At 45.0% G+C, this 24,766-nt stretch carries 20 protein-coding genes; all 20 read right to left on the reverse strand.

Annotated elements, in window-relative coordinates; translation table 11 throughout:
* Window positions 1–2: 2 nt before the first annotated feature.
* The 20 genes from DC28_RS00835 to DC28_RS00930 all read right to left on the reverse strand — a co-directional run bounded on the left by DC28_RS00835 (window position 3) and on the right by DC28_RS00930 (window position 24,749).
* A complete protein-coding gene (locus tag DC28_RS00835; RefSeq protein WP_037544645.1) occupies window positions 3–1,463 on the reverse strand; it encodes a Do family serine endopeptidase in 1,461 nt (486 codons plus the stop codon).
* 15 nt (window positions 1,464–1,478) lie between these two features.
* A complete protein-coding gene (gene map, locus DC28_RS00840) occupies window positions 1,479–2,228 on the reverse strand; it encodes a type I methionyl aminopeptidase (protein WP_037544647.1) in 750 nt (249 codons plus the stop codon).
* A complete protein-coding gene (locus tag DC28_RS00845; protein WP_037544649.1) occupies window positions 2,225–3,958 on the reverse strand; it encodes a hypothetical protein in 1,734 nt (577 codons plus the stop codon). Before DC28_RS00845 ends, map begins: the two co-directional genes overlap by 4 nt.
* Window positions 3,959–3,970: 12 nt before the next feature.
* Window positions 3,971–4,384, reverse strand: a complete 414-nt coding sequence (nusB, locus tag DC28_RS00850; protein WP_037544650.1) for a transcription antitermination factor NusB — start codon at window positions 4,382–4,384, stop codon at window positions 3,971–3,973.
* Between the two features lie 7 nt (window positions 4,385–4,391).
* On the reverse strand, window positions 4,392–5,441 hold the full coding sequence (locus DC28_RS00855; protein ID WP_156104525.1) for a peptidyl-prolyl cis-trans isomerase: 1,050 nt from the start codon (window positions 5,439–5,441) through the stop codon (window positions 4,392–4,394).
* Window positions 5,442–5,470: 29 nt separating this feature from the next.
* A complete protein-coding gene (locus DC28_RS00860; protein ID WP_037544652.1) occupies window positions 5,471–6,253 on the reverse strand; it encodes a J domain-containing protein in 783 nt (260 codons plus the stop codon).
* A 29-nt stretch (window positions 6,254–6,282) separates the two neighbouring features.
* Window positions 6,283–6,693 (reverse strand): hypothetical protein, encoded by a 411-nt coding sequence (locus DC28_RS00865; protein WP_037544654.1) that lies wholly within the window; start codon window positions 6,691–6,693, stop codon window positions 6,283–6,285.
* 61 nt (window positions 6,694–6,754) lie between these two features.
* Entirely contained in the window at window positions 6,755–7,126 is a 372-nt protein-coding gene (gene secG / locus DC28_RS00870; protein ID WP_238565735.1) for a preprotein translocase subunit SecG, read from the reverse strand.
* Between the two features lie 275 nt (window positions 7,127–7,401).
* Complete coding sequence (tpiA, locus tag DC28_RS00875; protein ID WP_037544657.1) at window positions 7,402–8,154, reverse strand: triose-phosphate isomerase; 753 nt, start codon at window positions 8,152–8,154, stop codon at window positions 7,402–7,404.
* Window positions 8,155–8,172: 18 nt separating this feature from the next.
* Window positions 8,173–9,354 (reverse strand): phosphoglycerate kinase, encoded by a 1,182-nt coding sequence (locus DC28_RS00880; RefSeq protein WP_037544660.1) that lies wholly within the window; start codon window positions 9,352–9,354, stop codon window positions 8,173–8,175.
* A gap of 169 nt (window positions 9,355–9,523) precedes the next feature.
* The gene (gene gap, locus DC28_RS00885) at window positions 9,524–10,540 is read right to left on the reverse strand and encodes a type I glyceraldehyde-3-phosphate dehydrogenase (RefSeq protein ID WP_037544662.1); all 1,017 of its coding nucleotides are present in this window, start codon (window positions 10,538–10,540) and stop codon (window positions 9,524–9,526) included.
* A 306-nt stretch (window positions 10,541–10,846) separates the two neighbouring features.
* Entirely contained in the window at window positions 10,847–12,874 is a 2,028-nt protein-coding gene (locus tag DC28_RS00890; RefSeq protein WP_162180174.1) for a tetratricopeptide repeat protein, read from the reverse strand.
* A gap of 5 nt (window positions 12,875–12,879) precedes the next feature.
* Window positions 12,880–13,650, reverse strand: coding sequence for a hemolysin family protein (locus DC28_RS00895; protein ID WP_037544665.1), 771 nt, complete (start codon window positions 13,648–13,650; stop codon window positions 12,880–12,882).
* Window positions 13,647–14,126, reverse strand: a complete 480-nt coding sequence (gene ybeY, locus DC28_RS00900; RefSeq protein WP_037544667.1) for an rRNA maturation RNase YbeY — start codon at window positions 14,124–14,126, stop codon at window positions 13,647–13,649. The genes DC28_RS00895 and ybeY overlap by 4 nt, the downstream gene beginning before the upstream one ends.
* A complete protein-coding gene (locus tag DC28_RS00905) occupies window positions 14,123–15,103 on the reverse strand; it encodes a PhoH family protein (protein WP_037544669.1) in 981 nt (326 codons plus the stop codon). The genes ybeY and DC28_RS00905 overlap by 4 nt, the downstream gene beginning before the upstream one ends.
* 53 nt (window positions 15,104–15,156) lie before the next feature.
* A complete protein-coding gene (locus tag DC28_RS00910) occupies window positions 15,157–18,195 on the reverse strand; it encodes an LPS-assembly protein LptD (RefSeq protein WP_037544671.1) in 3,039 nt (1,012 codons plus the stop codon).
* A gap of 287 nt (window positions 18,196–18,482) precedes the next feature.
* Window positions 18,483–21,317, reverse strand: a complete 2,835-nt coding sequence (gene uvrA / locus DC28_RS00915; RefSeq protein WP_037544673.1) for an excinuclease ABC subunit UvrA — start codon at window positions 21,315–21,317, stop codon at window positions 18,483–18,485.
* A gap of 54 nt (window positions 21,318–21,371) precedes the next feature.
* Window positions 21,372–22,301, reverse strand: a complete 930-nt coding sequence (locus DC28_RS00920) for a tetratricopeptide repeat protein (protein WP_238565736.1) — start codon at window positions 22,299–22,301, stop codon at window positions 21,372–21,374.
* 189 nt (window positions 22,302–22,490) lie between these two features.
* Complete coding sequence (locus DC28_RS00925) at window positions 22,491–22,919, reverse strand: ATP synthase subunit K (RefSeq protein WP_037544677.1); 429 nt, start codon at window positions 22,917–22,919, stop codon at window positions 22,491–22,493.
* 39 nt (window positions 22,920–22,958) lie between these two features.
* Window positions 22,959–24,749, reverse strand: coding sequence for a V-type ATP synthase subunit I (locus tag DC28_RS00930; RefSeq protein ID WP_156104526.1), 1,791 nt, complete (start codon window positions 24,747–24,749; stop codon window positions 22,959–22,961).
* Window positions 24,750–24,766: the final 17 nt, after the last annotated feature.

Below are 24,766 nucleotides of genomic sequence, written 5' to 3' on the forward strand. Positions count from 1 at the left end.
TTTTAATATATAATACTTACCTTCAATTCTACGCCATCACGATAAAATTGAAAGTCAATTTCCCCATCTTGCCTAGAGTTAAGGGCTGTGTAGAAGTCTTTCAAGGAAGCAACTTGCTGTCCATTGACTTGGTTGATTACATCACCGCTTTGAATTCCGGCGATTGCTCCGGGGCTTCTGCGAATAATGGAATTTACAATCACCCCCTGGATTGAATCACCGAGTTCGGCATTACGTTTAACATCATCGGTAAGGGGATATACGGAAAAACCCGGCCAGAGGTCTCTGGATTGGCCAGCGATCTCTTCCTCGGACTCCCTAGTAGTAATTCTGACATCAAGGATACGCTCCTCTCCGTTTCGGATGATCTTGAATTTGGCTGTTTCATCAACCGGAAGGTCGCCCACCCGTAAAACCAGCTCATCTGATGATTTGATATCCCAATTATTTACACCAACGATGAAATCCCCGGGCATGATCGCAGCTCTACCAGCCGGTGAGGTGCGGTATACAGAATTAACCAATGCACCACGGTTTGTAGGCAGTTCGAGTCCCTCTTGAATCTCGGATGTGATTGAAGAGATGCTAACTCCTATCCAGCCGTATCGGACTTCACCATTATTGATAAAATCATCTATTGCTTTTTTTGCATTATTGATTGGAATGGCAAAGCCCAACCCAACGCTTCCCCCCGTTTGGGTTGTTATCCACGTGTTAATTCCAACAACCTCACCATTGAGATTTACCAGGGCTCCCCCAGAGTTACCCCGATTAATCGCAGCGTCGGTCTGAATAAAGTCGCTTATATTCCCAGCAGGACCACCCGTACGATGGAGGGCGGACACAATGCCGGCTGTAACGGTGGATTGAAAACCGAACGGACTCCCCATGGCAAGCACCCAATCTCCCACTTGGAGGGATGATGAATCGCCGAGAGTAGCTACCGATATGTCCTGTTCATCCGTAGTAAAGGATACCAGTGCCAGATCCTTCCTCGTATCCTTACCTACTAATTCAGCGGTGTACTGCCGCTCATCATCAAGGGTGACAAGGATTTCTTCTGCCTCCCCTATAACATGGGCATTAGTCAGTACAAACACCTCCTGACCATTTCTTCCGACGATTACCCCTGAGCCTAAACCCTGATTCCTAAACTCTTGTGGACTGTCCCCACCGTCGGGGTTTCCAAAGAAAAAATCAAAAAACGGATTCGACTGATCCTGAGGGAGGGTTTGGGTTGTAACCTCCACAACATCAATCCGTACTACGGCAGAGAGCGTATTCTGTACTACCTCTCTAAACGAATTTTGCAGTTCCTCAAGACTCTGAACAGAGGGGATGCTCGGGGCCGGTTGGCTCTGTGAATCTTGGATTATGCTTGTCTTCGGTGAGTTACATCCGAATACAAGGATGCTCAGTAGAATCACCGTAATAGTAAAAAACCTAGTTCTTGGACGAAACATGCTACCTCCTCCTAGTTATTCCCACGATGTTAAAATTTCCGGACCATCTTCCAGTATCGCGACGGTATGTTCAAAATGCGCAGATGGTGTACCATCACGTGTAACAACAGTCCAGTCATCGGGTAACACCCGAACATCATCACCACCAAGATTTACCATTGGTTCGATGGCAATCACCATTCCTGGTTTTAGGCGAGGATTCGGCCCTCCTCCAACATAGTTTGGAATCTGTGGATCCTCGTGTACATACAATCCAACCCCATGTCCACAGTAGGGGCGGACAACCCCGTATCCCTTGGCGTGCACATGCTTATAAACTGCCCGGGAGATATCTTTTACCCGGTTGCCCGGCATTGCCTGGGAAATACCCTTAAACAGGCTCTCCTTGGTACTCGTGAGCAAATCAGAAATCTCCGGGGAAACCTGACCGATTGGTACAGTGAATGCCGAATCGCTAAAAAACCCGCCCAGGTTAATACCACAGTCTATACTGAGGATGTCTCCATCACGAAGAGGACGGTCATCGGGTATACCGTGGATAACCGCTTCATTGACCGAGGTACATAATGTCCCTGGAAATCCATGGTGTCCAAGAAATGCCGGCTTTCCGCCATGGCTGACGATAAAGTCATAGGCGATCCCGTCCAATTTCTTGGGGGTGATTCCCGGTTTTATATGGGGCCGTAGAACCCTAAAGGTTTCAGTCAACAAACGGCACGAAGTACGAATTCCTTCAATTTGCTCAGGTGTTTTCATAATAATCATGGTGTTATCCTTGCTTGTTCGATCCAATATCGTAATCTCGGGATATTGTTATGTTCAGGTACCAAGGCAAGAAGCTTTTGATACCATTCTGTAGCGCTTCTATAGTTTTTTGTTATAACGGCAAACCAGGCATGGAGATTATACCATTCACCTTGAAGTTCCTGAGAGTTCCCAGCCGTGTACCCCGCTACCTCCATAGGTACGCCAAAGCCTTCAAGGATTTGGCTTGATTCCTCAAGGGTAGAATCGACCGCCAGCAACAACCTCAAGAGCGGGAGTCTATACCTTCCCAAACTTGGTGATACCCCTTCTAGGCTATCTATAGCTGAAAGATACTCATTTTTTTTCATGAGGAGTAGTCCCTCATAGAAGGACACCCAGTCGGGTATGGCATACGGTCGCCGGGCCTTAGTTAAATCTATCAGTAGGGTTAAACCGGAACGGTCATCATGGGTCCAGAGTAGGTATCCTAATAATCCCCCGATGTCTGGGTTGAAATCTGAATCATTATATAGATTCCAGACTTTAGGGATTATGGAAAGATCCGGCGATACCTGATATTGATATAAAACATGTAGTAACCTATGGATGGGATCATGTTCATAGGTTGAGGTAGAGTTCGCCAGGATTTTTGCCTGCTCTAGCTCCCCCCGCCGTAGGTGATACCACAATAAATCCTTGGTGAGCAGACTACTCCTGGGATAGGTTTGGAGGCCTTTTTCTACTATTTCGCGAGGTGAGATCGGATGATCACCCATACGCTCAGGATGAGTATCTAACCGCTCAAGTAACAGCCAGTAATAATTATGGTATCCGATCTCGTTCAAATCACCCTGAAAAAAGGACTGCTGTAAGATGTGCAAGGCTTCTTGAATTCTGCCCGTGAGAACCAGCAGATCTAATTCTACTTCGTACAGCGGGGTATCTCCGTTGTTTTTTAGCGACAGATACGCCTCATGGGGAGATAGAGCGTCTCTGGACACGAGGGCGACCATATCAGCCCACTGTTGTTTCGCATCCTGATTTTGGTTCGCGAAATTTTGATTCTTCCAATATTCCTTACTCCCCTGTAATGCCTCGTGGGCACGGGTTAGATTCCCCCGGGATAGCAGCAGTAACGTTGCATTAAGCATATAGCGGATGTCCCGGGTTATAGAAAATGCTTCCAGAAATGTATTAGGATCCGTAAACTGTTGCGGCTGAATGGGAGCGTAGTCAAGATCATCGGCCTGTTGGAGTAGCTCCCTATCCAATCCCCTCCCTGTCTTCAGGGTTGATTCTATTTTTAACGGAACCCACAGGGGATCCGTAAGTTCTTTGGCGATTTCATAGGCAAGATCGTCCTTATGTTGCTGCAAATACATGTCTGCTATGAATCCTCTCAGCCTTTGGTTGCCGGGGAATAAGGCTAGGAGCTCTTCAAGATACATCTGCCAATCTGAAGGAAGGGCTATTTCTTCATACAGGAGACGAAATCGTTTTAATACACCAAGCGCTTCCTGGGCAGTCTGAATGGCTTGAGAGGCAGAAAGTAAATCCTGCTCTGCCTCCACATACATGCCATCCTCCAAGTGAATATCGAATCGAATTATGGAGAAATCGTAATCATTGTTCTTCCGTATGCCCATTACCTGAACAACGATCACAACAAGGACTACGAGGAAAAATAATGCTCCGCTTATAAAAATAAGCCGCTGAACATGTTTTTTTTCCAGGTTCTCCTCTTTCATACCCAGAGCACCTTACAGTTTTTTCTTTTTAGCAATTCCGTCCAGAACCCCGTTCACAAAACGATACGATTCCTCAACGCCATACTCTCGGGCAATTTCAACTGCTTCATCAATAGCGACGCTGACAGGTGTTTCTTGATTGAACGTCAGCTCATACACTCCCAGGCGGAGAATGGATAGATCGACCTTATTCACTCGGGAAAATGGCCAATTATCCAGCTGCCCGCTTATGAGTGCATCTATTGCATTCATATTCTCAAGTACTCCTTGGACCAATAACCGGGGGAAGAATAAATCGCTATCCGAATACTTCTCGCGTTGTTCGATCCAAGAGAACTTGAGAAGTTCGTCCAAGGAGGTACGGGTTATTTCCCATTCATACAGGGTCTGAAAAGCAAGAATGCGCGACTTCCTTCTTGATATCATGTAATGCCTACCAGGATAGGTTTTGAGTGAAGATGCGTACATCCGCCTCATTCCGTAATTCTTCCGTCGTTTTTTCGATGGCCTCCGCCAACCGTTGCTGTTGCTGTTGTGCACGAATGTACTGGATGATCTGTTGTCGTACTGTTAGATTCTGCCCGGGTACCACCGGGTCATTCAGAGTAAGCAATTTCGGAGACCGCTTATCCGTAATCCGTAGAATGTGGATACCCACATTGGATGTTAAAACATCACTGAACTCATTTTGGTTTAGCGCAAATGCTGAGTTTATAAAGGCTTGTCCGAGGACCTGGGTAGTTGATTGCTCATTCTTAGGCAAATACCCGAAATCACCGCCTGATAAACTCGGGTCATCCACGGAGCTTTGCATATACCTGTTAAAGGCAGAGTTGCCGCTACTTCTAATCTCACTGTAAATATCTTCCATTCGGGAAAGCGCCTGTTGTTTATCTTGGGAATTCATTGACCGGGTATCGATGAACAAATGATCAAATCGAACATAGGCGGGGCTCACAAACTCAGCGGCGTTATCCTCATACACTGATTGAATTTCACTGGGGGTAGGATTGGTAACCTGTGAGAGGAAGTCCTGGTTTCTTTGAGCGATAAATTTTTCTTGTATGATTCGGCGTTTCAGACGGTCTGTATAATCAGCCCAAGACATTCCCATTTGTGATTCGATCAGTTGCCTGAACTGAGTATCTGAGATTGCCTGCCCGCCGGCTATCCCTGCTTTCTGCTGCTGAATTGCACCTTGAATCTCTTCCTGTGCTGCAGTAATACCCTCACGTTCGGCTGCCTGCATGATTAATTCCGTATCTATCTCGCTATTAAGCAGACTAGTTTTTTGTTCCCCGGAGAGGGTTATCCCAAGTTCCTGTTCTAACAACTCTACCTTTGACTCAAATTGTCTTGCGGTTATAACCGTATTGCTTGTCAACCTAACCGTTGCCAGCGGCTTATCAAGGCTTTGGGAAAAGATGGGTAATACCACGGTTGCCAAAATAAAGGGGATAAACAGATTCTTAGAATTCTTCACAGATTCCTCCACATTGTTTGATTCAATTTTTAAATTCCTAGGCTTTGTTTTAACTTTTTTATTCCGCTCAGGGAATTATCAAGTTTTAATGCTTCTTTAAGATAGTACTGAGCCCGTGATCTATCATGTTCTGATGCGTATAGTTCTGATAACTTTTTGAGATAAAACGCATTTTCTTTTGGGCTAATACCCAAGCTAAGTAATTCTTCTATATAATCGACCTGAGTAGCGAACGAAAGTTTCCCTGATACGGCATTTATCAGGTTCCTCAGACGGACTAACACTTCTTCGAAAAAGTGCTTAAAATAGGGTTTCTCCAACTCATATTCTGCGATCACCTTGAGAAGATTAAAGGCACTTTCAAAGTTTTCTTCCTGTTCAAATTCCTCAGCTAGGAGAAAGGCACAGTCCATAAAATCTTCACGATCTAGATGTTTGGAGAGATCAAAATTTTTTTGCTCCACCAGGGTTTCATAGAGGCGAAGAGCATCTTGCTCACGGTGGTGTAATAGATCAAAAAATATGAGTTTGGACTGACTTTGATGATCCTGAGTTCGTTCCTTTAAAAATTCACGGTAATCAAAATTAGAAACACCGAAAATCGCACGGTGCTGGGTGTTATACACCTCCCGCTTGTAGGGATCCATGAGAACTTCATAAGCCTTCAAGAGATCCCGCATACGTTCTAGGGCACCCTCGGAGTTATTGCCTAAATCCGGGTGAATGTGTTTAGCCCGACGCCTAAAGGCGCGTTTTATTTCGTCACTAGTCGCATCGGAGGAAATCTCGAGAAGCTCATAGTAATTAACCACTGACGATTTACTCCTTCGTATTAAATGCCTTAGATATGAAGCCGCTTCGCAATCTCTTGTGCTTCATCGGGGGAGGAAATTATCTCCGAGTACTTCAAAAACATTCCTTCACCCTCCATTGCCTTCATTAGCCTTGAGAGAAGCTTTTGTGCAAAAAATGGCTTCTTCTTAATAAACGCAAAGGAACGCTTCCCCACAAGCTGACCAGAGTTTTTTAGTAGCTCTTTCAGCCGGTTCGGTATTGACGCGTTGAACAATCCATTATTAGCCAATCCCAGGGCGATATAATCAAACCCGGTAAGCTTCTTTGCCTCATCTATTCGTGCATCAATTACTTCTGTATGTGCACCGGTTTGTTCGAAACCTTTTCCTAATGCATGTGAAATAGCCTTAAGCTTTTCATCTTGTTTTTCTGAGTAGTAAACAACTGCAACCCTCATTTGTTACTCCTTTATTTGTAAAAACAATCGGCTCCAATGTCTGAACATTGGAGCCTTCATGTTATTCGGCAGAGCCTTGAGAGTTTTCAGCTTCCTGAGATTCATTCCACCATTCAACGGATTGTTCAGCATTTTGTTGACGGGCTGCGGCTTCGACATTCCCAAGATCAGGTGTCCTGTTTAGCCACGCCAGTCCTAACGAACTAAGAATAAAAACAAACCCGAGAATGGAGGTTGCTCGGGTTAAAATATTTCCCTTCCGGTTCCCGATTTGTCCTGAACCTCCACCTCCAAAAATACCGCCGAGTCCTTCTCCTTGTTCATCCTGTACCAGAACAAGAATAACCAAGAGCACTGCGCTTAAGGCGAAAATTACTAACAGCAAGATGGATAAGATTCCCATTGATTCCTTCCTTAATATCAAATAATTCATGAAGAATATCATACTTCATGAAGTTAGTCATGGTGTTCTATTAAAAATAGATACAGCCATTACCCTAAGATAATGGCTGTACTGTGAACTCCAGAAATGTCACATTGCTGTGTGGTGCACAGGTGTGAGAATCTGCCTCTTCTTATAAAGCTCCATAAACCTTCAGTTTGAAAGAACCATACGCAGTACAAAGCGTACGTACATCATTCTAAAAATGATTTACGTTTCAACCAGTACTGCCCAAGACAGTTTCATATTACATCTGCAATGGGACCCTATCTATTAAAATTTACGATAGCAGTGAAGTCTTCAACCTTCAACGAGGCTCCTCCAACAAGAGCACCATCAATATTTGGCATAGCCATAAGCTCTTTAGCATTCCCCGGCTTTACCGAACCACCATACTGGATAATCAGTTTTTCCGCGGTAGCAGAGCTATAGGTTTTACCAATGGTTTGCCGAATTACTTGGTGAACAGAATCAGCATCCTGGGGGGTCGCTGTTTTACCGGTACCGATTGCCCAAACTGGTTCGTAGGCGATCACAACCTTGGCTAACATTTCCTCAGTTACACCTTCTAACCCACTGAGTAGTTGTTGATTTACAACCTCCTCAACCTTACCGGCTTCTCGTTCTTCCAGGGTTTCGCCTACACAAAGAATTACCTCGAATCCATGTTTCAGGGCGAGTTTGACCTTTGTATTTATAAGCTCATCTGTCTCACCGTAGATTGCACGCCGTTCGCTGTGACCAAGAATAACTACAGACACACCAAGATCTTTCAGCATGATCGGACTAACCTCTCCGGTATGAGCGCCCTCCTCAGCTGCAGCCATATTTTGTGCACCGAGAAGAACCGAACTTCCGTGTAGGGCCTTTCCCACAGCATCCAGTGAAGCAAAGCTCGGAGCAACCATTACCTTTTGGCTCGTTCCCTTCAAGGTTTCTGAAAGCTCCTTAACAAAGGCAGCACCCTCGGTGGGGGTCTTAAACATTTTCCAATTACCAGCAATAAAATAATCTCTCATATACCATTAATCCTTTTCTTATTTTTCAAGTGCTTTGATACCAGGTAGAGTTTTTCCTTCAAGGAATTCCAAACTTGCGCCACCGCCAGTAGATACATGATCCATCTTGGATGCCAGATTGAATTTATTTGCAGCGGCAACACTATCTCCTCCGCCTACCACTGTTGTACCTGCACATTCCGCAATAGCATTAGCGATTGCTTTGGTACCCTCAGCAAAGGAATCGAATTCAAAAACGCCCATTGGACCATTCCAAACCAAGCTCTTTGCCGATGAGATGGCTTCCTTACAGGCTTGGATCGACTTGGGTCCGATATCCATTCCGATTTTTCCAGCGGGTATATCTACTGAATCTACAACTAACGGCGCAGCTGACTCGCTGAACTCATCTGCAACGACGTGGTCTACGGGCAACAGGATGGTGACTCCGGCAGCCTCTGCTTTTTTCATAAGCTCCGTGGCGGTGGAGATAAAATCTTCTTCGAGAAGGGAGTTGCCGATCTGGTGCCCCTGAGCCTTTAAAAAGGTGTAGGTCATTCCACCACCGATAATCAGCGTATCACATTTAGGCAAAAGGCTTTCCAACACACCAATTTTCGTTGACACCTTCGCGCCGCCGATTACAGCGACCATTGGCTTCGCAGGGTTGGTAACAATGGGTTCAAAGAAAGTTACCTCTTTTTCAATCAAAAACCCTGCGAAGGCAGGAAGTTTATGCGCGAGGCCCTCCGTGCTTGCATGGGCCCGATGAGCGGTTCCAAATGCGTCGTTTACATATACGTCCCCAAGTTTGGCAAGATTGGTTATGAACTCGGGATCATTCTTCTCTTCACCTTTATAGTAGCGGACATTTTCCAACATGAGAATTTCCCCGGCCTTTAAACCTTGAGCCATAGATTCTACTTCGGGGCCGACCACGTCATCCGCCATTACCACCGTTTTTCCCATGAGTTCTTCAAGCTTCTTCGCCACTGGTTTTAAACTGAATTCAGGGTTTTTCTCCCCCTTGGGCCGACCAAGATGGGTCATAATGACCACCGAAGCTCCTGGTTGCTCAAGAATGTATGCAAGTGTGGGAATCGCAGCTTCAATCCTTGTCGCGTCCGTGACGACACCGTTCTTGATAGGACAGTTAAAATCCACTCGAACCAATACTCTTTTGTTGCTTAAATCTGCTTCACGAATTGTCCGTACAGCCATGGTACACCTCACTAAAAATTAATTACGTTTTGATTGGAAGTACAACTCTCTATTTGATTGAGAGGGTTCTACATCCAAGCAAACCAATCCAGAGTGTACAACCCTTTGTACACTAAGAAATCTATCAAGAAAAAAGCCGGGATACGAATATCCCGGCTCGTGATACTGCTTAGAGGTAATCTTTAAGTTTAATCGCAAGATCGACTACTCGATTAGAGTAACCCCACTCGTTATCATACCAAGAGAAAACTTTTACCTTGTTTCCTTCCATTACCATGGTTGATTCAGCATCGAAAATGGAGCTGTGTGTATCATGGATGATGTCCACGGAAACAATAGGATCCTCAGTGTACCGAAGAACACCCTTCATCGGGCCCTCGGCGGCAGCTTTCATGGCAGCATTAACCTGCTCGACTGTTACATCTTTTTTGAGGATAGCAACAAGGTCTACGAGAGAACCGGTAGGAGTAGGAACCCGTACTGCACAACCGTCGAGTTTTCCGTTTAGGTTAGGAAGTACCTTACCTACAGCTCTGGCTGCACCAGTGGTAGTAGGAATCATGCTCACAGCACAGCTTCTGGCCCTGCGAAGGTCCTTGTGGGGAGCATCAAGAATAACCTGGTCATTGGTATAGCTATGAATGGTGGTCATAAAACCGGATTCGATACCAAAGGAGTCATCAAGAACCTTTGCGATGGGTGCAAGACAGTTGGTGGTGCAGGAGGCGTTAGAAACACAAACATCTTCTTTTTTAAGATCTTTGTCGTTTACCCCGAGAACAACCATGTTATCGATGTTTGAATCCTTGGCTGGAACAGTCAGAATGACTTTTTTTGCAGGGAACTGAGCATTCTTCAGGTGATCACCATATCCACCCTTAGGGCTTTCCTTGGTCACAAATACACCGGTAGATTCAATAACTACATCAGGTGCCTGTCCCCATGGGATATTTGCAGGACTGCGTTCGGCGCTAACCTTGTACTTCTTGCCGTCTACAATGAGATTCTCATTGTCAAACTCGACAGTTCCATTGAACTTCCCCTGGGTTGAATCGTACTTCAAAAGATGAGCCAATGTCTTGGTGTCGGTGAGGTCATTGATAGCTACGACCTCAACGCCCTTTTCAAGGGCAATCTTGAAGACGTTTCGGCCGATTCGGCCAAATCCGTTGATTGCAATCTTCATTGAGTTTCCCCCTCATAATAATTTGGTGGTTTTCTAGACTATACGAAAAAGCCTATACCCTGTCAATCGAACAGGATATGCCCATACTACCTTAGAACACCATTAGTCTTCAAGACTAACGATATTTATTTATCGTTTAAATCCACGGAATGTTCCTTGTATCCCTGGTACGCAAAAGAAGGTAAACCACGCCAGATAAAGTGGTACTGCCCGGTCTCCAGCCAGGGAATAACGAAGCTTAGATAAAATTACCATTCTTTTGGGTACCAGCGCTATGACCTGAGATTACTCTTAGTGGAGTTACGCCTAGCGTAAATCACGAATCTCCGCATAAATGCTTGGAAACTGCCCAAGGGATTGTCCAGGTTGATCAGCATTCAATGGCTCACCGGCATTAAGAAACTCCTCAAACAGTACAGAATCACCATGGTTAATGGTATCGAAGAATGAATTACTCGATATTGTCCCGGACGAAACGAGAGAATCCACCTCGTCGATGGTTATCAGGCCCTGAAGTGCGTTCTCTTCTGCCGAAAATGTAATCCCATTTATGGACAAGAGTATTTGATTCGGATCAGCGATTTGAAGGGTATCACCGGGCTGTACTCCATCGTACTGGCCGAGATTGATAAGTCCGCGATTATCACGCCTTTGAATGAGGCTGCCATGGAATGGAAGCCGATCATAAAGCTGATTCTCTAACCAGATGAGGGAATCCATAACGCGCTCATTGCCTGTTCGAGTCACCGTACCATGCCATACAAGACGTCCTGTTCTCGCAAGATATATTCTCGCTGAAACATACACCTCTCGCTCGTCCTCTTGCATATCAATCACGAGATAAAAATCCGCATTCTGCTCTCTAGCAAGCATGAAAGCCTCATCCATTTCCGTAATCTTCATAGGTGACCGGAACCGTCCATTGAGCTCCGGCATGGAGGTAAAAGAAAAGCGATTTCCAGTCATGAGCAAATCACTCAGAGCGAGGGCTAGGAAATCACCTGCTTCGGGATGAATGGTTGGTCGAGCTCTATAAAATATGGGCATTACAATATAATCCCTGGGAATTTGAAACTGTTGTATCCCCCATTGGGAAGATACAGACTGTTGCTGTTCGTATTCATATACCTCTAGGGCATCGGTAAGCTCAATAGTAGTGACATTTAATCTGTTTACGATAAACTGCAATTCTTCCACGTATGAGGCAATCTTTCCTTGGGCACGAAGAAGAGAAGCACGAGCGAGGCGAACAGTAGGATCTGTAGGGAGAAGGCTTACAGCTCGCTCAATGTAGACTGCAGCCCGAGAGAACCTATTCTGGGTTAAGTACTCTTGGCCCTGACGAGTTCGGTACTCACCAAGTTGACGACGGACGTCGTCTTCATATCCAAGATTATCGATAGCAATCGACTCAAGAAACAAGCGTACCATTTCGTTGTAGGGAGCAATCGACAACCCCCTCTTGAGACTCTCGATCGCCTGGGGGATATTCGCCTGTCGATATTGTATCAATCCCCGGGAGTACCAATATGTGCTGTTTTGTGGTTCTAAACGAAGAGCCCGTTCGAGAAACTCTAGTGCTTGGGCGTACTGCTCTTGCTGAATTAGTATCAAAGTCTTTAGGTGAAGCGCCTTCGTCAGATCGGGATTGAGGGTTAAGGCAGTATTTAAGTGTCCTAAGGCGGTACTGAACTCATCCCTATCGGCATAGAATTTTCCGGCCAAAAACTGTACCTGGTAGTTTTCACTGAAGAGATCCAACGTCCTCTGTAAGTATCGCTCAGCCTCATCGCGTCTACCAGCAGCCTCCAGGACAAGCGTTAGAGATAGTAACACCCGCCGGTCACGGGGATGGAGAGAGAGGGTGTCTAAAAATAACGATTGAGCTTGGGAGAATTCTTGGGTGGCCAACAAGAGCTCCCCCTTCCCGAGGAGTGCTTCCTTATTATATGGATCCTGAGCCAATATGGCGGTGAAGATGGAATCCGCCTCATCGACAATTCCCTGAGCTAAGAGAATTCTGGCAAGTTGATTCTTGTATGATATATTTCCCGGGGCCAAGCTGATGGCTGTTTGTATTGAATTCTGAGCCTCATCATATTCTCCAAGAAGGAAATACCCCTCAGAGAGCCCCCAGTAGGCTTGTGCATACCGAGGATTCAATTGGGAAGCATATTCGAATTGTTGGATGGCCCGAAGCAGACGATCCTGCTGAAGCAACTCCACCCCGCGTTGGTAGTTTTGTATGGCATTATTTTCAAGTCCTTGGGAAAACACCATATGTGTTATTAATACCAATGAGATGGCTACCATGGATGTTTTTCGGAAACTCATCGGGCTCATGGTTGGGTTTTAATCACTTTGATTGTTCTGATTTTATGACCGTCCATCTCTTGGATTATGAAAACGAGATCCTCATAGTTAACCTTTTCATACCGAACCGGAATTTTGCCGAATAAATCGAAGACAAACCCACCGAGGGTATCAAAATCCTCCGTCGGTAGCGATATAGAAAGTTCCTCATTTAAATCCTCAATATTTGCCCGGGCATCACATAAGAAGGATCCTTCACCGAGGGTGATAACATCCTCCCGTTCGTTATCAAATTCATCTTGGATGTCACCAATGATTTCTTCAATAATATCTTCCATACAAACGATTCCGCTCACACCGCCGTATTCGTCAACAGACACTGCGATGTGTACCCGTCTGCGTTTCATTTCTCTAAGAAGTGAATCCAACCGCATACTCTCAGGAACAAAATAGGGTTTTCTGAGAAGCGCCTCGATGGTTACCGGTTCCTTTGTTAGGAGAAACCGTAGCAGGTCCTTGGCATAGAGGATACCGACCACGTTATCGATGGTGCCGTCATAAACAGGGAACCGAGAATGACCGCATTCAACAATTTGTTCCAACAGGGTAACCACGTCCGCTGTCTTTTGGAGGAGAACAACATCAATACGCGGAACCATTACCTCTTTGACCGTTGTTTGTGACAGCTCCACCACACCACGAATCATATCGCGTTCTTCAATGTTAAGATCACGGTATTCTTCCTTGGGATTTGGAGTGCTTGACCGTTTCTGTAATAATCGTCTAAATACGTTCATATGGTGTATATACGTTCCTTAATGGCTTGTAATAGGGATTCTTGTTTCGCAAGCATTGGTTCGGTTAAATCATTGCTCTCATGGTCCATACCCGACAGGTGTAGAATACCATGAATAAGCAGTCTGCGTAGTTCTTCCTCAGGTGATACCTTGAAAAAGCTGGCGTTTTCTTGAACCCCATCTAGGGAAATAAGTATATCACCGGCAAGAAAGAAATTGTTCTCTTTTTTTAATTGCGCTATATCGGGCAGCTCGTCAGGTGAGGCTACCTGTGGAAAAGATAACACATCAGTCGGCTCGTTTTTCCCCCTATATGCATTGTTTATGTCCTTCATGTATTTATTTGTACATAAGATAATGGAGACTTCCCATTGATCAAGTTCGAGTTTTGATAACACACCTTCTACATAGGCGATGGCAGCAGATATCCATGACGGAGGATCAACCTCTTCACAATGGACTTCAATTCGGTTCATTGTTGATTTCCTGTTTGATTTTTATAAAAATCATCATAAGCGTTGATAATCTTTTTAACAAGTTGACTTCTCACGACATCCTTAGTAGTAAAATGTGTGAAGTGTATTTCCGGTATATGACGAAGAATCGTACTAGCCTGGATTAGTCCAGAGTTTTGTTTTTTTGGTAAATCAATCTGGGTTATATCCCCGGTGATGATCGCCTTTGACCCCTCACCGAGACGGGTTAAAAACATCTTCATTTGTTCGCGAGTAGTATTTTGAGCCTCATCGAGGATGATATAACAGTCTTTTAAGGATCGGCCTCTCATATATGCCAGGGGTGCAACCTCAATGATTCGATTTTCCTCCATCCGGGAAACCAACTCACTCGGAATTAAGGCATCCATGGCATCATAGAGTGGCTTAAGGTACGGGTTTAATTTCTGAGTTAAATCCCCTGGTAAAAATCCGAGGGATTCCCCTGCCTCGACCACCGGTCTGGTTAGGAGAAGCTTTCGCTTTTTTTTTGCTAAAACCTCGGATAATGCATGGGCGATGGCCAGAAATGTTTTCCCTGTACCCGCTGGACCGATGGCAATTGACATATCGTTGGTTTCCAAGCCTCGCATAAAGGTAGCCTGATTAATGCTTCGGGGGTACACCCTCGAAAATCCTTGAGGAAGAACAATATACTGATTTTTAAGATGGGTACTTTCGTTAGGGTGTTCAATGATGGTTGTGAGGAGGTTCTGTACAACGGTTTTATCAATTCCATGCCCGGAAGAGACCCTTTGTTTTAATTCCCCGATTAGTATTGAGAATTGTTTTACTTTGTTATCATCAGTGCTATCAACTATTAGTTGGTTACCCTTCGAGTAAATCGGACAACCTATCGTTTTTTCGATAATTTGTAGATTTTCATCGTTTATTCCACAAATATCCGCTAAAAGAGTGCCGCTTTCCAGTTCATGAGTAGTTTGTATATCTTGTATCAATCCAATGCTCCATCTCCAATAGTATCTAGGTAGGAATTATATCGTCAAGGTCATTATTGATCTAGGATAATAGTACCATCATCAATAGATATCGAACGATTAACTTCCGTAATAGCCTTCCATTCAATGCTTAGGGTAAACAGGGAGGACCACTCATAGGCCGTCTTATCGGGAGTGAGTTGGGGAGAAACACTTAAATCAGCCTGTAACAACCAGTCACCTAAATCATGGACTAGACCGAATGATAATTTATCCAAGTTAAAATCTGATTGAGCCAAGGCAGTGGGATTAAAAATATTAACTCCATTAAACAAGTCTACGAATATATTTTTAGCTTCTATATTCGGTAATTCGGACTCTACCCTCTCAATGAATCCGGGAAAATACTTGTACATGGATTTATTTGCGGAACTTACAGAAAACTTAAGATCCAGGAATTCACGAATCGATAGAGTTAGATTAATCGTGCTGGAAAGGGTGGAATCAGTAAAACGAAGCAAGCCCTGGTTCCACCGGATATCAAAATTTACCGTCCCTTTCATGCGTTCATTCCACACAGGGCCCCAAGCGAGGGTTTCGTTCGCCTGAAGTGTTAAACGAGAAAGTAAAAACGATTTTTCACCCTCCCGATACCATCCACGAGCAACGGAGTATAGTAGGGGTTGTTGATAATCAGCAAAAAGACTAGCCTCTAAAAAGAAGAGGTTCATGGTAGCTCGCATGGCGGTCAACCGAGTTAGTTCCGTATCGATGGTCATCTGCTGGGTCAGCCCCAGGGTCTTTTGGTTCCCCAAGGATGCAGAAACAGTAATTGGTGAGAGGGGATACTGCTCGGTAAAGGAAACGGTCGTCTTGCCGGTGAGAGATATCATCTCCAATACATCCATCTGCACGCTTAAATCCATGGTCTCAGTGAGGGGGGGAAGATTATACGAGAGAGTATTCACGAGTACAAATCCCGTAGTTCTATAGCCAAGACTTAAACCGACGGAATGTTTGGATATAGAATCAGCGTTCCATCCGATCCTTTGGTCTGTGTACACAATAGTTCCGTTTTCATCAACAGTTTCAAAAACTCGGTTAAAATAAATCGGATTAATAGTATAGGTTACCTTCCAGTCCCGTAGGGGTGAGGTTTCTGGAAAGAATTGCCAAGCCAGGGTGAAATCCTGGCTTAACCGGATTGAATTGGGCCGAGAAATACTTGTCACATCAGATGCGGAATATTCTTCGGTCCGGATCCATTTGAGAATTTCATTCTGGGTAATCTGCGCTTCCGATCCCAGGGTTAGTTTTAATCTGTTTCCAAACCCACTGAATGTTCCTGTAAGATTAAATTTCCCCCTCTGATTTACTTGCCAGAATTTAGGCGAGGTGAAAATCTCTTCGATTAGTATCGGGCTTTTATTGCCAAAGGGAGCCAAATACTGCATGCTCCCGGAGAGATTATATCCCAGGGTAACCTTGTTTTGTGCTGCAGAACTGGTGTTGCTTTGGGGCTTAATGTTCACCCCAGGGGCTTCGTAAGTAACCTCTGTTGACCCTTCTTCCTGTTCAGGTTGGGAAGACTGTGTTTCAGGTTCTCCCGATTCATCCCTCGGGAAAAAGTAATCCGATTCCGGAGGCGCGGTGGTTCTCGATGTATCTCTGGCTGGGTCGGTTCCATCGGGAATGAAGCTGCCTTGAATACTGAGAGCAAGGGATAATGGTGTGAGTTGTTGGAGAAGAAAGATTTCCTTCTCGCTGGTTTTTGTTGCTTCTTGAGCAAGCGGATCTACTTCGGAAGGCTCCAAGGAGAATATCTGCCACCTCGCTTCACTAGTAAGGCTATTCAAGGTAATGGATTGTATAAAGGGAGACAACAATCCAGTATTCAAGCGACCGTTCGCACCCAATCTCCAGGTGAAACTTGAAGTTTTTCCAGAGCCGAGCCCCAATCCGATATCAATTTGATTCTTTGTATTCTCATCAGAGCCGCTGGATAACTCTAGCAGTTTTGACCACTGAATATCTTGACCCCGTTTTCCAAAATCTGAGATATAGGTGGGATCAGAATAAAATGGGAATTGCACTGTGACGGTAAAGGGTTTTGGATTAAGTGTAAGACTAAGATTGAGCCCAAAACGGAAGGGAATAACCAAGTCGTAGAGTCTGGCTTTGTTCCAAGAGACAGCTGTACTTTCATTCTCCTCATCCATGTAAATTGAAGTTAAACCCTGGACTGCCTGGTAGAGATTTTTAGTAAACCCGACTCCTGCATAGCCCCTTAGGCGTGTAAGAATCCCTAGGTTTTCGACATCGGCGTACACCCCGCCATGGAATCCAAACAAGGTTGACCCATCAAATAGAACCATGATTCGGTTATTTGTTTCCCTCGGACTAATAGATTCCTCAGTACTTCGGAGAAATAATCCTTCTAAACGCGTCTGATAATCGGTAGCGTCCAAATCTGCTATGGAAAGAAAACTGAAGCTATCTTCTTTTTCAGTCTTCCGCCCCAATAGGTAGGTCGTAGTGTAGAAAAACGCTCCTCTGTCGGATTCGAACCCAAAACTTGGGTGAAAAAAGATTTCTTCACTTGGATGGAAAAAAGCAGGTAACCAGAATACCGGTATATTCCCAACATAAAGGGCACCACCTGTTATAGACCATTCTCCGGGGGCATATACAATTATTTCATCAGCTCTAATACTGTAGGCAGGCGGGGTCCACTGGGATGATGTTACAACGCCCTGGGACAACCTAATGATATCCCCGCTTGAGCGTTGAATAAAATCACCCTGAAAGGTAAACTGCGGCTTCTCTGAATCATCCTTTGGATTCTGGGTTGTCTCCCCAGCCACAAAAAGACCGGCCCAATTATCCACGTCAAACTGAAGTTTTTCCCCAAAAAACACATCAGTCCGCTCATTACCAGAAAGGGTGTACTCTACAGCCCCCTGGGCAGTGAGAATGGATTGGGCTTGGTTTAAGACAATCTCATTTGCAGTAATGGTGTGTATTGAGCCATTCTCCTCCTGGAAGAAAAAAACGGTTACCCCGCCCTGGAGAGTTATCACCTCATCCTGTTCCTGATGAGCAAAGCGCTCCACACGATTAGCTGTCGAAATTTCAATGTTCGATGATTCGGATCCATCTATTTCTGCTTCACGTGAATCACTTGGTATTTTATAGAACGTGTATAAGATTGATTGAAGAGCCTGTCGATTTCCCTTGGGCACTAGACCTAAATCAATTATCCAGGATGAAAGTTCCGCGTATGAGGCTGATTCAATATCCTTTTTCAGTAACTCTGGGGGCACTGAAATTTGTGCGAATACGGTGGTACTGCAAAGAAATAATAGGAAACACGTAAGTGGTAAGAAGAGATTTTTCAATCCTAGGGGTGATGAAATTCTAGAAACTCTCGTAAAAACCTACCTGTATGCGATTCTTGACATTGTGCTACATCCTCGGGAGAGCCGGAAACCACTAGGGTGCCACCCTTATCCCCCCCTTCGGGTCCTAGGTCGACAATGTAATCGGCTTGTTTTATGACATCAAGGTTATGCTCAATGAGTATAATGGTATTTCCCAACTCTACCAACTGTTGAAGGACCTTCATTAGCAGCATTACATCCGCAAAGTGCAGCCCAGTAGTGGGTTCATCCAGTATATATAGGGTCTTCCCGGTACTTCGTTTGCTAAGCTCCAGGGATAGCTTCACCCGTTGAGCCTCACCTCCCGATAATGTAAGGGCGGATTGACCGAGCTTAATATAACCGAGTCCTACCGCATGTAGGGTTTCAAGCTTCCTATGTATTTTGGGGATGTTTTCGAAAAATGTCACCGCTTCATCCACGGGCATTTCGAGAACCTCATGGATGTTTTTACCCTTATAATGGATATCTAAGGTTTCTCTATTAAACCGCTGCCCCTTGCATACATCGCAGGTAACATATACATCGGGTAAAAAATGCATTTCAATCTTTATCGTACCGGCCCCCTCGCAATGTTCGCACCTTCCACCCTTCACATTAAAACTAAAGCGACCCGGCTGGTATCCGCGTGCCTTGGATTCAGGGAGGCTGGCAAATAGGTCCCGTATGGGGGTAAACAGGCCAACATAGGTGGCAGGGTTTGATCGCGGGGTTCTCCCAATAGGGCTTTGATCAATGTTTATTACCTTGTCTAGGTGTTCGAGCCCTGATATAGATTCCACTTCTCCTTGCACATGGTGGGAGCCATTCAAGTGGTTTGCTACCCAGGGATAGAGAACATCGCTCATCAATGTTGACTTACCGCTTCCACTCACGCCGGTAATAACACTGAGGCAAGATAGAGGGAACGATACATCGATTCCTCGGAGATTATGTTCACAGGCACCTGTAATTGTGATAAATTTTCCGTTCCCAGTACGCCGTTCAGCAGGTACGGGTATGTATAATTTCCCTGCCAGGTACTGCCCGGTAAGACTATCCGAGACTGACATGACCTCTTCCAAATTACCTGCAGCGACAACATAGCCGCCATGCACCCCGGCCCCGGGCCCAAGATCTACAATGTAGTCAGCGGTCTTTAAGGTCTGTTCATCATGTTCCACTACAATTAATGTGTTCCCGATATCACGTAGATGTAATAAAGTCTGTATAAGACGTTCATTATCACGTTGGTGCAGACCAATACTAGGCTCATCCAGTATGTAGAGTACCCCTACTAAACTTGATCCTATCTGAGTTGCCAAACGAATCCGTTGGGCCTCTCCCCCAGATAGGGTTCCTGCAGACCTATCCAGGGTCAAATAGTCTAACCCTACGCTCTCCATAAATCCTAAACGATCGTTAATTTCTTTTAAGATTTGCCGAGCGATTTCACTTTGGGTGGAGTCCAACTCAATGGTAGAGAAAAATGAAAGGGCGTCACGAACGGATAAACTATTAATATCATGGATGCTCTTTTTGTTAATGAGAACAGAGAGAGCCTCGGGTTTTAATCGTTTCCCATTACATGAGGAGCAAACCCTCTGGGACATTAGACTCTCGAACCAATCCTTCATCCCGGTGGAGGTTGTTTCATGATACCGTCTTTCAAGTTCACGGAGAATTCCGTCAAAACTGGAGTTATATTCAAAGCGTCCCGTTTTTTCCTTATTGATGTAGGTGAACTCGATGGTTTCTTTCGTACCATGAACTAGGATTTCCTGTATATGTGCAGGCAGATCTTGGAAGGGGGTCCGTAGAGAAAAATCGAAGTGGCGGGCCAGGGCTTCGAACTTGCTTTTTACCCAATTCGAACTCGGCTTAAAACCCTGGATTCCATTTTCATAAAAGGACTTAGATTTGTCGGGAATAATCTTATCCAAATCGAATTCCATCATTATGCCTAATCCGGAACAGGCAGGACAGGCACCGAAAGGGCTGTTAAAGGAAAACAGTCTTGGTTCTAGCTCTGGAAAACTAAGATTGCTATCGGGATAATAATACTGCTCAGAGAAGCTCTGTTCCCATTCCTGGTTTTCGAAGGAACAATGGACCTGTACGAGTCCACCTGTGGCCTCAAGGGCTGCCTCAACGGACTCCGCTATGCGTGAACGGTTTTCAGACTTTACTATTAAACGGTCGATGACAATATCAATGGAATGCTTTTTATTTTTCTCTAACTCTACCGGCTGATCTTCAAGATGAACCATCTCACCATTTATCCGCGCACGGATAAAACCGGTCTTTTTTGCATCCTCTAAAACTTTTTGATGGGTTCCCTTCCTACCCCGGACTATTGGTGCAAGGATCATTACCCGTGCGTCGCTGGGTAGTTGTAACACCTGCTCAATAATCTGATCCACGGACTGCTTTTCAACTGGCTTTCCTGAACTAGGGTCATGGGGAATTCCGATACGGGACCATAGAAGTCTGAAATAATCGTATATTTCTGTGATGGTCCCAACGGTAGATCGAGGGTTCCGGTTTGTAGTCTTCTGTTCGATGGATATGGCAGGACTCAGTCCCTCGATATAGTCAACATCCGGCTTGTCCATTCTGCCAAGAAATTGACGCGCATATGCCGATAGCGATTCCACATATCTACGTTGACCCTCAGCGAAAACCGTATCAAATGCAAGTGATGACTTTCCTGAACCGCTGAGTCCTGATACCACTATGAGTTTATTTCTTGGCAGGTCAAGGTCTATATTTTTGAGGTTGTGTTCCCGAGCGCCTTTGATTATTAATCGTTCCATGTGTTTTCCTGGGGTAGGATTATACTATACATAAATTAAGTCTTCTACTTGTTTTTAGTGAAATTGTTGCGCATCGGGGATTTTTTCAAGGGTGCGGTATATCTCATCCGCAGTTACAGCCCTTGTTGGATCAAAGCGATGTAGCGATTGAGCGAGATAAAACATACTCTCGTAGACCAAACTTTCACGTAAATAATCCCGAACCTGTTCATCGTCTTTCAAGCGTAGCCATAATTGATCAATACTTGAAAAGGTATAATCGAGGTCTTTTTCTCGAACCAATTCGATTGCTTCGGAAATCGGCTGCATGATGCTGATCAGCAGTTTATTAATTGCTTCGGTGTACCTACCGGTATTGAAGTAGAATACCCCGAGCTGCCGGTAGGCTTCCCTGCTCGGAGAATCCGACACCCGATAGAGAACTAGGGTTCTATTCAGACCCCGCTCGATCAAAGCCGTCCTGCCTGCGTCGAGTAAATCAAAGCCCTCAGGTCCAGACAATCGAACGGTTCCATCTAAGGAAATTATTTCATTTAAAATCTTTTCATAATCTGCAAAGCGATCTTCTATAGTGTAGATTCTCGCGAGAATGTATCGAACCTCATACTCAATGGCAAGATCTCCCCGATTACCAGCCTTAGAAAGGGCACGGTTTAAATGGTTCTTTGCTTGGGTAAAATCACCCGCCTGGAGAAATGCCTGTCCGAGTTCTTTTTCTATTTCCGGATTGTTTGGTGATTTTTCTAATGCTAATAACAGAAGATAAAATGCCTGTGTTAGGTTGCCTGTCAAGCGGGCCGTTTTACCCTTTTCTAGAAGCAACCATCCGGGATAATCATGGGGAATATCGGTTTGAAGGGTATTCGGACTATTTTGGGCTGATTCCTGTGGTATAGGACTACCGTTCCCGGAGTCGTTTTGAGCAACCAGGGAAAATGAAACAAAAACGCATAGAATCATGAGGCATGGTTTACGGAAATTCATTGAATATCTTCTCACAGTAGTACCTATCGGCATCTTTCAAAACAGACCTAGTAAAAAGCTTCAAAGAAAACAAGGCTCCTGGAAACCAAGAGCCTTGGGAAAAGTATCTCTGATGATGCGGAATCCGCGTTGTTGTCCTGGTCATTACCGATGCTAACAAACAGGAGGTAATGCAGGGGTAGGAATTTCTTAGAATAATCCCAGCAGAAAAACCATCACAAACAATGCTACCGTCTCAATGAGTCCCAGGACTAGAATGAAATTTCCGAATCCCTTGCCAGTCTCAGCCAAGGCATCGGACGCCACTGCACCGGCCTTACCCTGGAGCCATGCTGAGGCTGCCATTGCGAGCCCTCCCAATACACCTGCACCTAAAATGAGCCAGTCGTTTGCATTCCCTGCTGCTGCACGGAGAGCATTCATAAGTATAAATCCATAAATCGTCTGTGTAAGGGGAGCTCCTACAAAGGCTACGAGCATAAAGGGTGCCGGTTTATTTTGAAGAAAATTCTTTTTCCATGCACCGATAGCTGCCATCCCCGCACCTCCTGCCCCTAGGGCAGAACCAATAGCTGCCAGAGCAAGAGCCGCACCCACACCAATTAATCCGAAACTCATTTAAATCTCCTTTTCTTCTGCTCCATTTGGATTGCAGAATTACTGTATTTGTTCCTTGAATGGTTTGTAGGCAAAACCTGCCCACTCGTTTCCAACATGGTTGGAAAACTCCAACATATTTAATCGAACACCGTGTACAACCACGGATAACCCTGCCATGGCAAGATTTAGCGTATGTCCTAACATGACAACTACTATTCCCGCAATGATGCCACCTATCCCGGATTCCATCATACCCTGTGCCATAGAATTGAAACTCTGTGCTATGGCAAAACCTGACAAACCTACAGCGTACAAGCGGATATATGAAATTATATCAGAGAATGAACTGACACCGCTGAGAAGGGTCGGAATAACATTAGCCAGGGAACTCAGGACTCCCCTAAAGAAACCTTCGCCCGATTGATTTTCAAAGAGAAAAACCAGCCCCATACCAATACCAATCATTGGGACTGCTAAATCGGGTACCGGATAGGTACTCGAACTAATGACTACATTCAGAACCAGATAATAGAGTCCCAAAACAGTTACCATCCAGCCAATCTGTCCGAAGGCATGAATATAAGGTTTCTCAGTAATTTTTCTGAAAAACTGAATGCTATGAGCAATAACTATATGGACGGTTCCAATAACGAAACAGATTAACTTAACGGTATCTGCACTGCCCTGGGTATATGTATTGATAGATGGGATTATAAGATCTCTGAAGCCGGGCAACCTGGATATAGGCTCATAGGCGAACCAGTTACCGGTTATCGCTCCCCATACTACGGTTGCAAAACTAAGCAGGGTAAATAGCTTTAACCCGTCACCAACCGTTCCCTTCCGTGACTGTTTTAAGGATAAGATGATACTAACAACCAGTAGCAAGGCACCGTACCCCGCATCACCTATGATAAAGGCGAAAAACACGGTAAAAAACATGAGAAACCAGAGACTGATATCATGCTCGCGATACCCCGGTATAGTACCAAGTAAGTCGAAAACAGGCTGGATTATTCTCACCGCTGGGGGATTTTTCGTCAATGTTGGAACCTGCTCATTGCTGTCTGGCTCTTCTAACGTGAGCCCCCAGCTGTTTTTTGCTGCAGTCTTCTTCAATGCGTCAACTTGGTTTGAAGGAAGGAATCCGCTGATAATAAGGACAGGACCTGTAGCGTGAAAATTTTCTTCCACCGTTGCAAACTCTACCTGATCTTCCAGTTTTTGCTTAAACGCAGCCAATTGATTGCTTTCCATATCCAGGGTAGAAAGATGATTCGTCAATTCGCTAATTTCATTATCAATTTTTGTAATTCGCCTACGCATGGAATTGAGGGATTGATCAGGAGGATCTATCAACGATCCGAGAAATTCTTCCGGCACCTCTCCCACGACACAAATTAGGACCCCAGCCTTAAGCCTTCGGACCTCAAATAGCGGAAGTTCAGCATACCTTTTCTTGAATGTTTTCCACTCGTCCAAACCCAAGCTAAGCAGGTTTACCGGATAATCCGTATCCCTCAGACTCTCAATGATGGAGGGATCAAAATTGCCCCAATTACTCCACCGGCTTTCTTCCCTGGTTAGCTTTTCACGTTCTTCAAAAAGTTTCTTCAGGGAAGCACCAAGATTCAAGACCCTGGCGACCAAGTCTTCGGCTTCATCCTCCTGAATCTGAGGATAAACCTGATCCTTACCCGGCTCTGGCAACAGCCCGAGGGCGCGATCGATACTAGAGATTTTCTCTCTGAGCCTTTCGATCTTTTCGGAGGAGGTTACCGTTATTTCGGGATGCAGCAGCCCAAGGTTCTTTAATTCCTTTGTGGACTCTGATTTATGGGATTCCAAGGCAAGTATTCTCGCCT

It is taken from the genome of Spirochaeta lutea, from assembly GCF_000758165.1.
Classification (GTDB): domain Bacteria; phylum Spirochaetota; class Spirochaetia; order DSM-27196; family Salinispiraceae; genus Spirochaeta_D; species Spirochaeta_D lutea.

Coding starts and splice junctions, on each gene's coding strand:
- DC28_RS00920 (WP_238565736.1), bottom strand. CDS start 22,301: ATGAATTTCCGTAAACCATGCCTCATGATTCTATGCGTTTTTGTTTCA.
- uvrA (WP_037544673.1), bottom strand. CDS start 21,317: ATGGAACGATTAATAATCAAAGGCGCTCGGGAACACAACCTCAAAAAT.
- tpiA (WP_037544657.1), bottom strand. CDS start 8,154: ATGAGAGATTATTTTATTGCTGGTAATTGGAAAATGTTTAAGACCCCC.
- DC28_RS00865 (WP_037544654.1), bottom strand. CDS start 6,693: ATGAGGGTTGCAGTTGTTTACTACTCAGAAAAACAAGATGAAAAGCTT.
- DC28_RS00890 (WP_162180174.1), bottom strand. CDS start 12,874: ATGAGTTTCCGAAAAACATCCATGGTAGCCATCTCATTGGTATTAATA.
- secG (WP_238565735.1), bottom strand. CDS start 7,126: ATGAATTATTTGATATTAAGGAAGGAATCAATGGGAATCTTATCCATC.
- DC28_RS00835 (WP_037544645.1), bottom strand. CDS start 1,463: ATGTTTCGTCCAAGAACTAGGTTTTTTACTATTACGGTGATTCTACTG.
- ybeY (WP_037544667.1), bottom strand. CDS start 14,126: ATGAACCGAATTGAAGTCCATTGTGAAGAGGTTGATCCTCCGTCATGG.
- DC28_RS00925 (WP_037544677.1), bottom strand. CDS start 22,919: ATGAGTTTCGGATTAATTGGTGTGGGTGCGGCTCTTGCTCTGGCAGCT.
- DC28_RS00845 (WP_037544649.1), bottom strand. CDS start 3,958: ATGAAAGAGGAGAACCTGGAAAAAAAACATGTTCAGCGGCTTATTTTT.
- nusB (WP_037544650.1), bottom strand. CDS start 4,384: ATGATATCAAGAAGGAAGTCGCGCATTCTTGCTTTTCAGACCCTGTAT.
- DC28_RS00880 (WP_037544660.1), bottom strand. CDS start 9,354: ATGGCTGTACGGACAATTCGTGAAGCAGATTTAAGCAACAAAAGAGTA.
- gap (WP_037544662.1), bottom strand. CDS start 10,540: ATGAAGATTGCAATCAACGGATTTGGCCGAATCGGCCGAAACGTCTTC.
- DC28_RS00895 (WP_037544665.1), bottom strand. CDS start 13,650: ATGAACGTATTTAGACGATTATTACAGAAACGGTCAAGCACTCCAAAT.
- map (WP_037544647.1), bottom strand. CDS start 2,228: ATGATTATTATGAAAACACCTGAGCAAATTGAAGGAATTCGTACTTCG.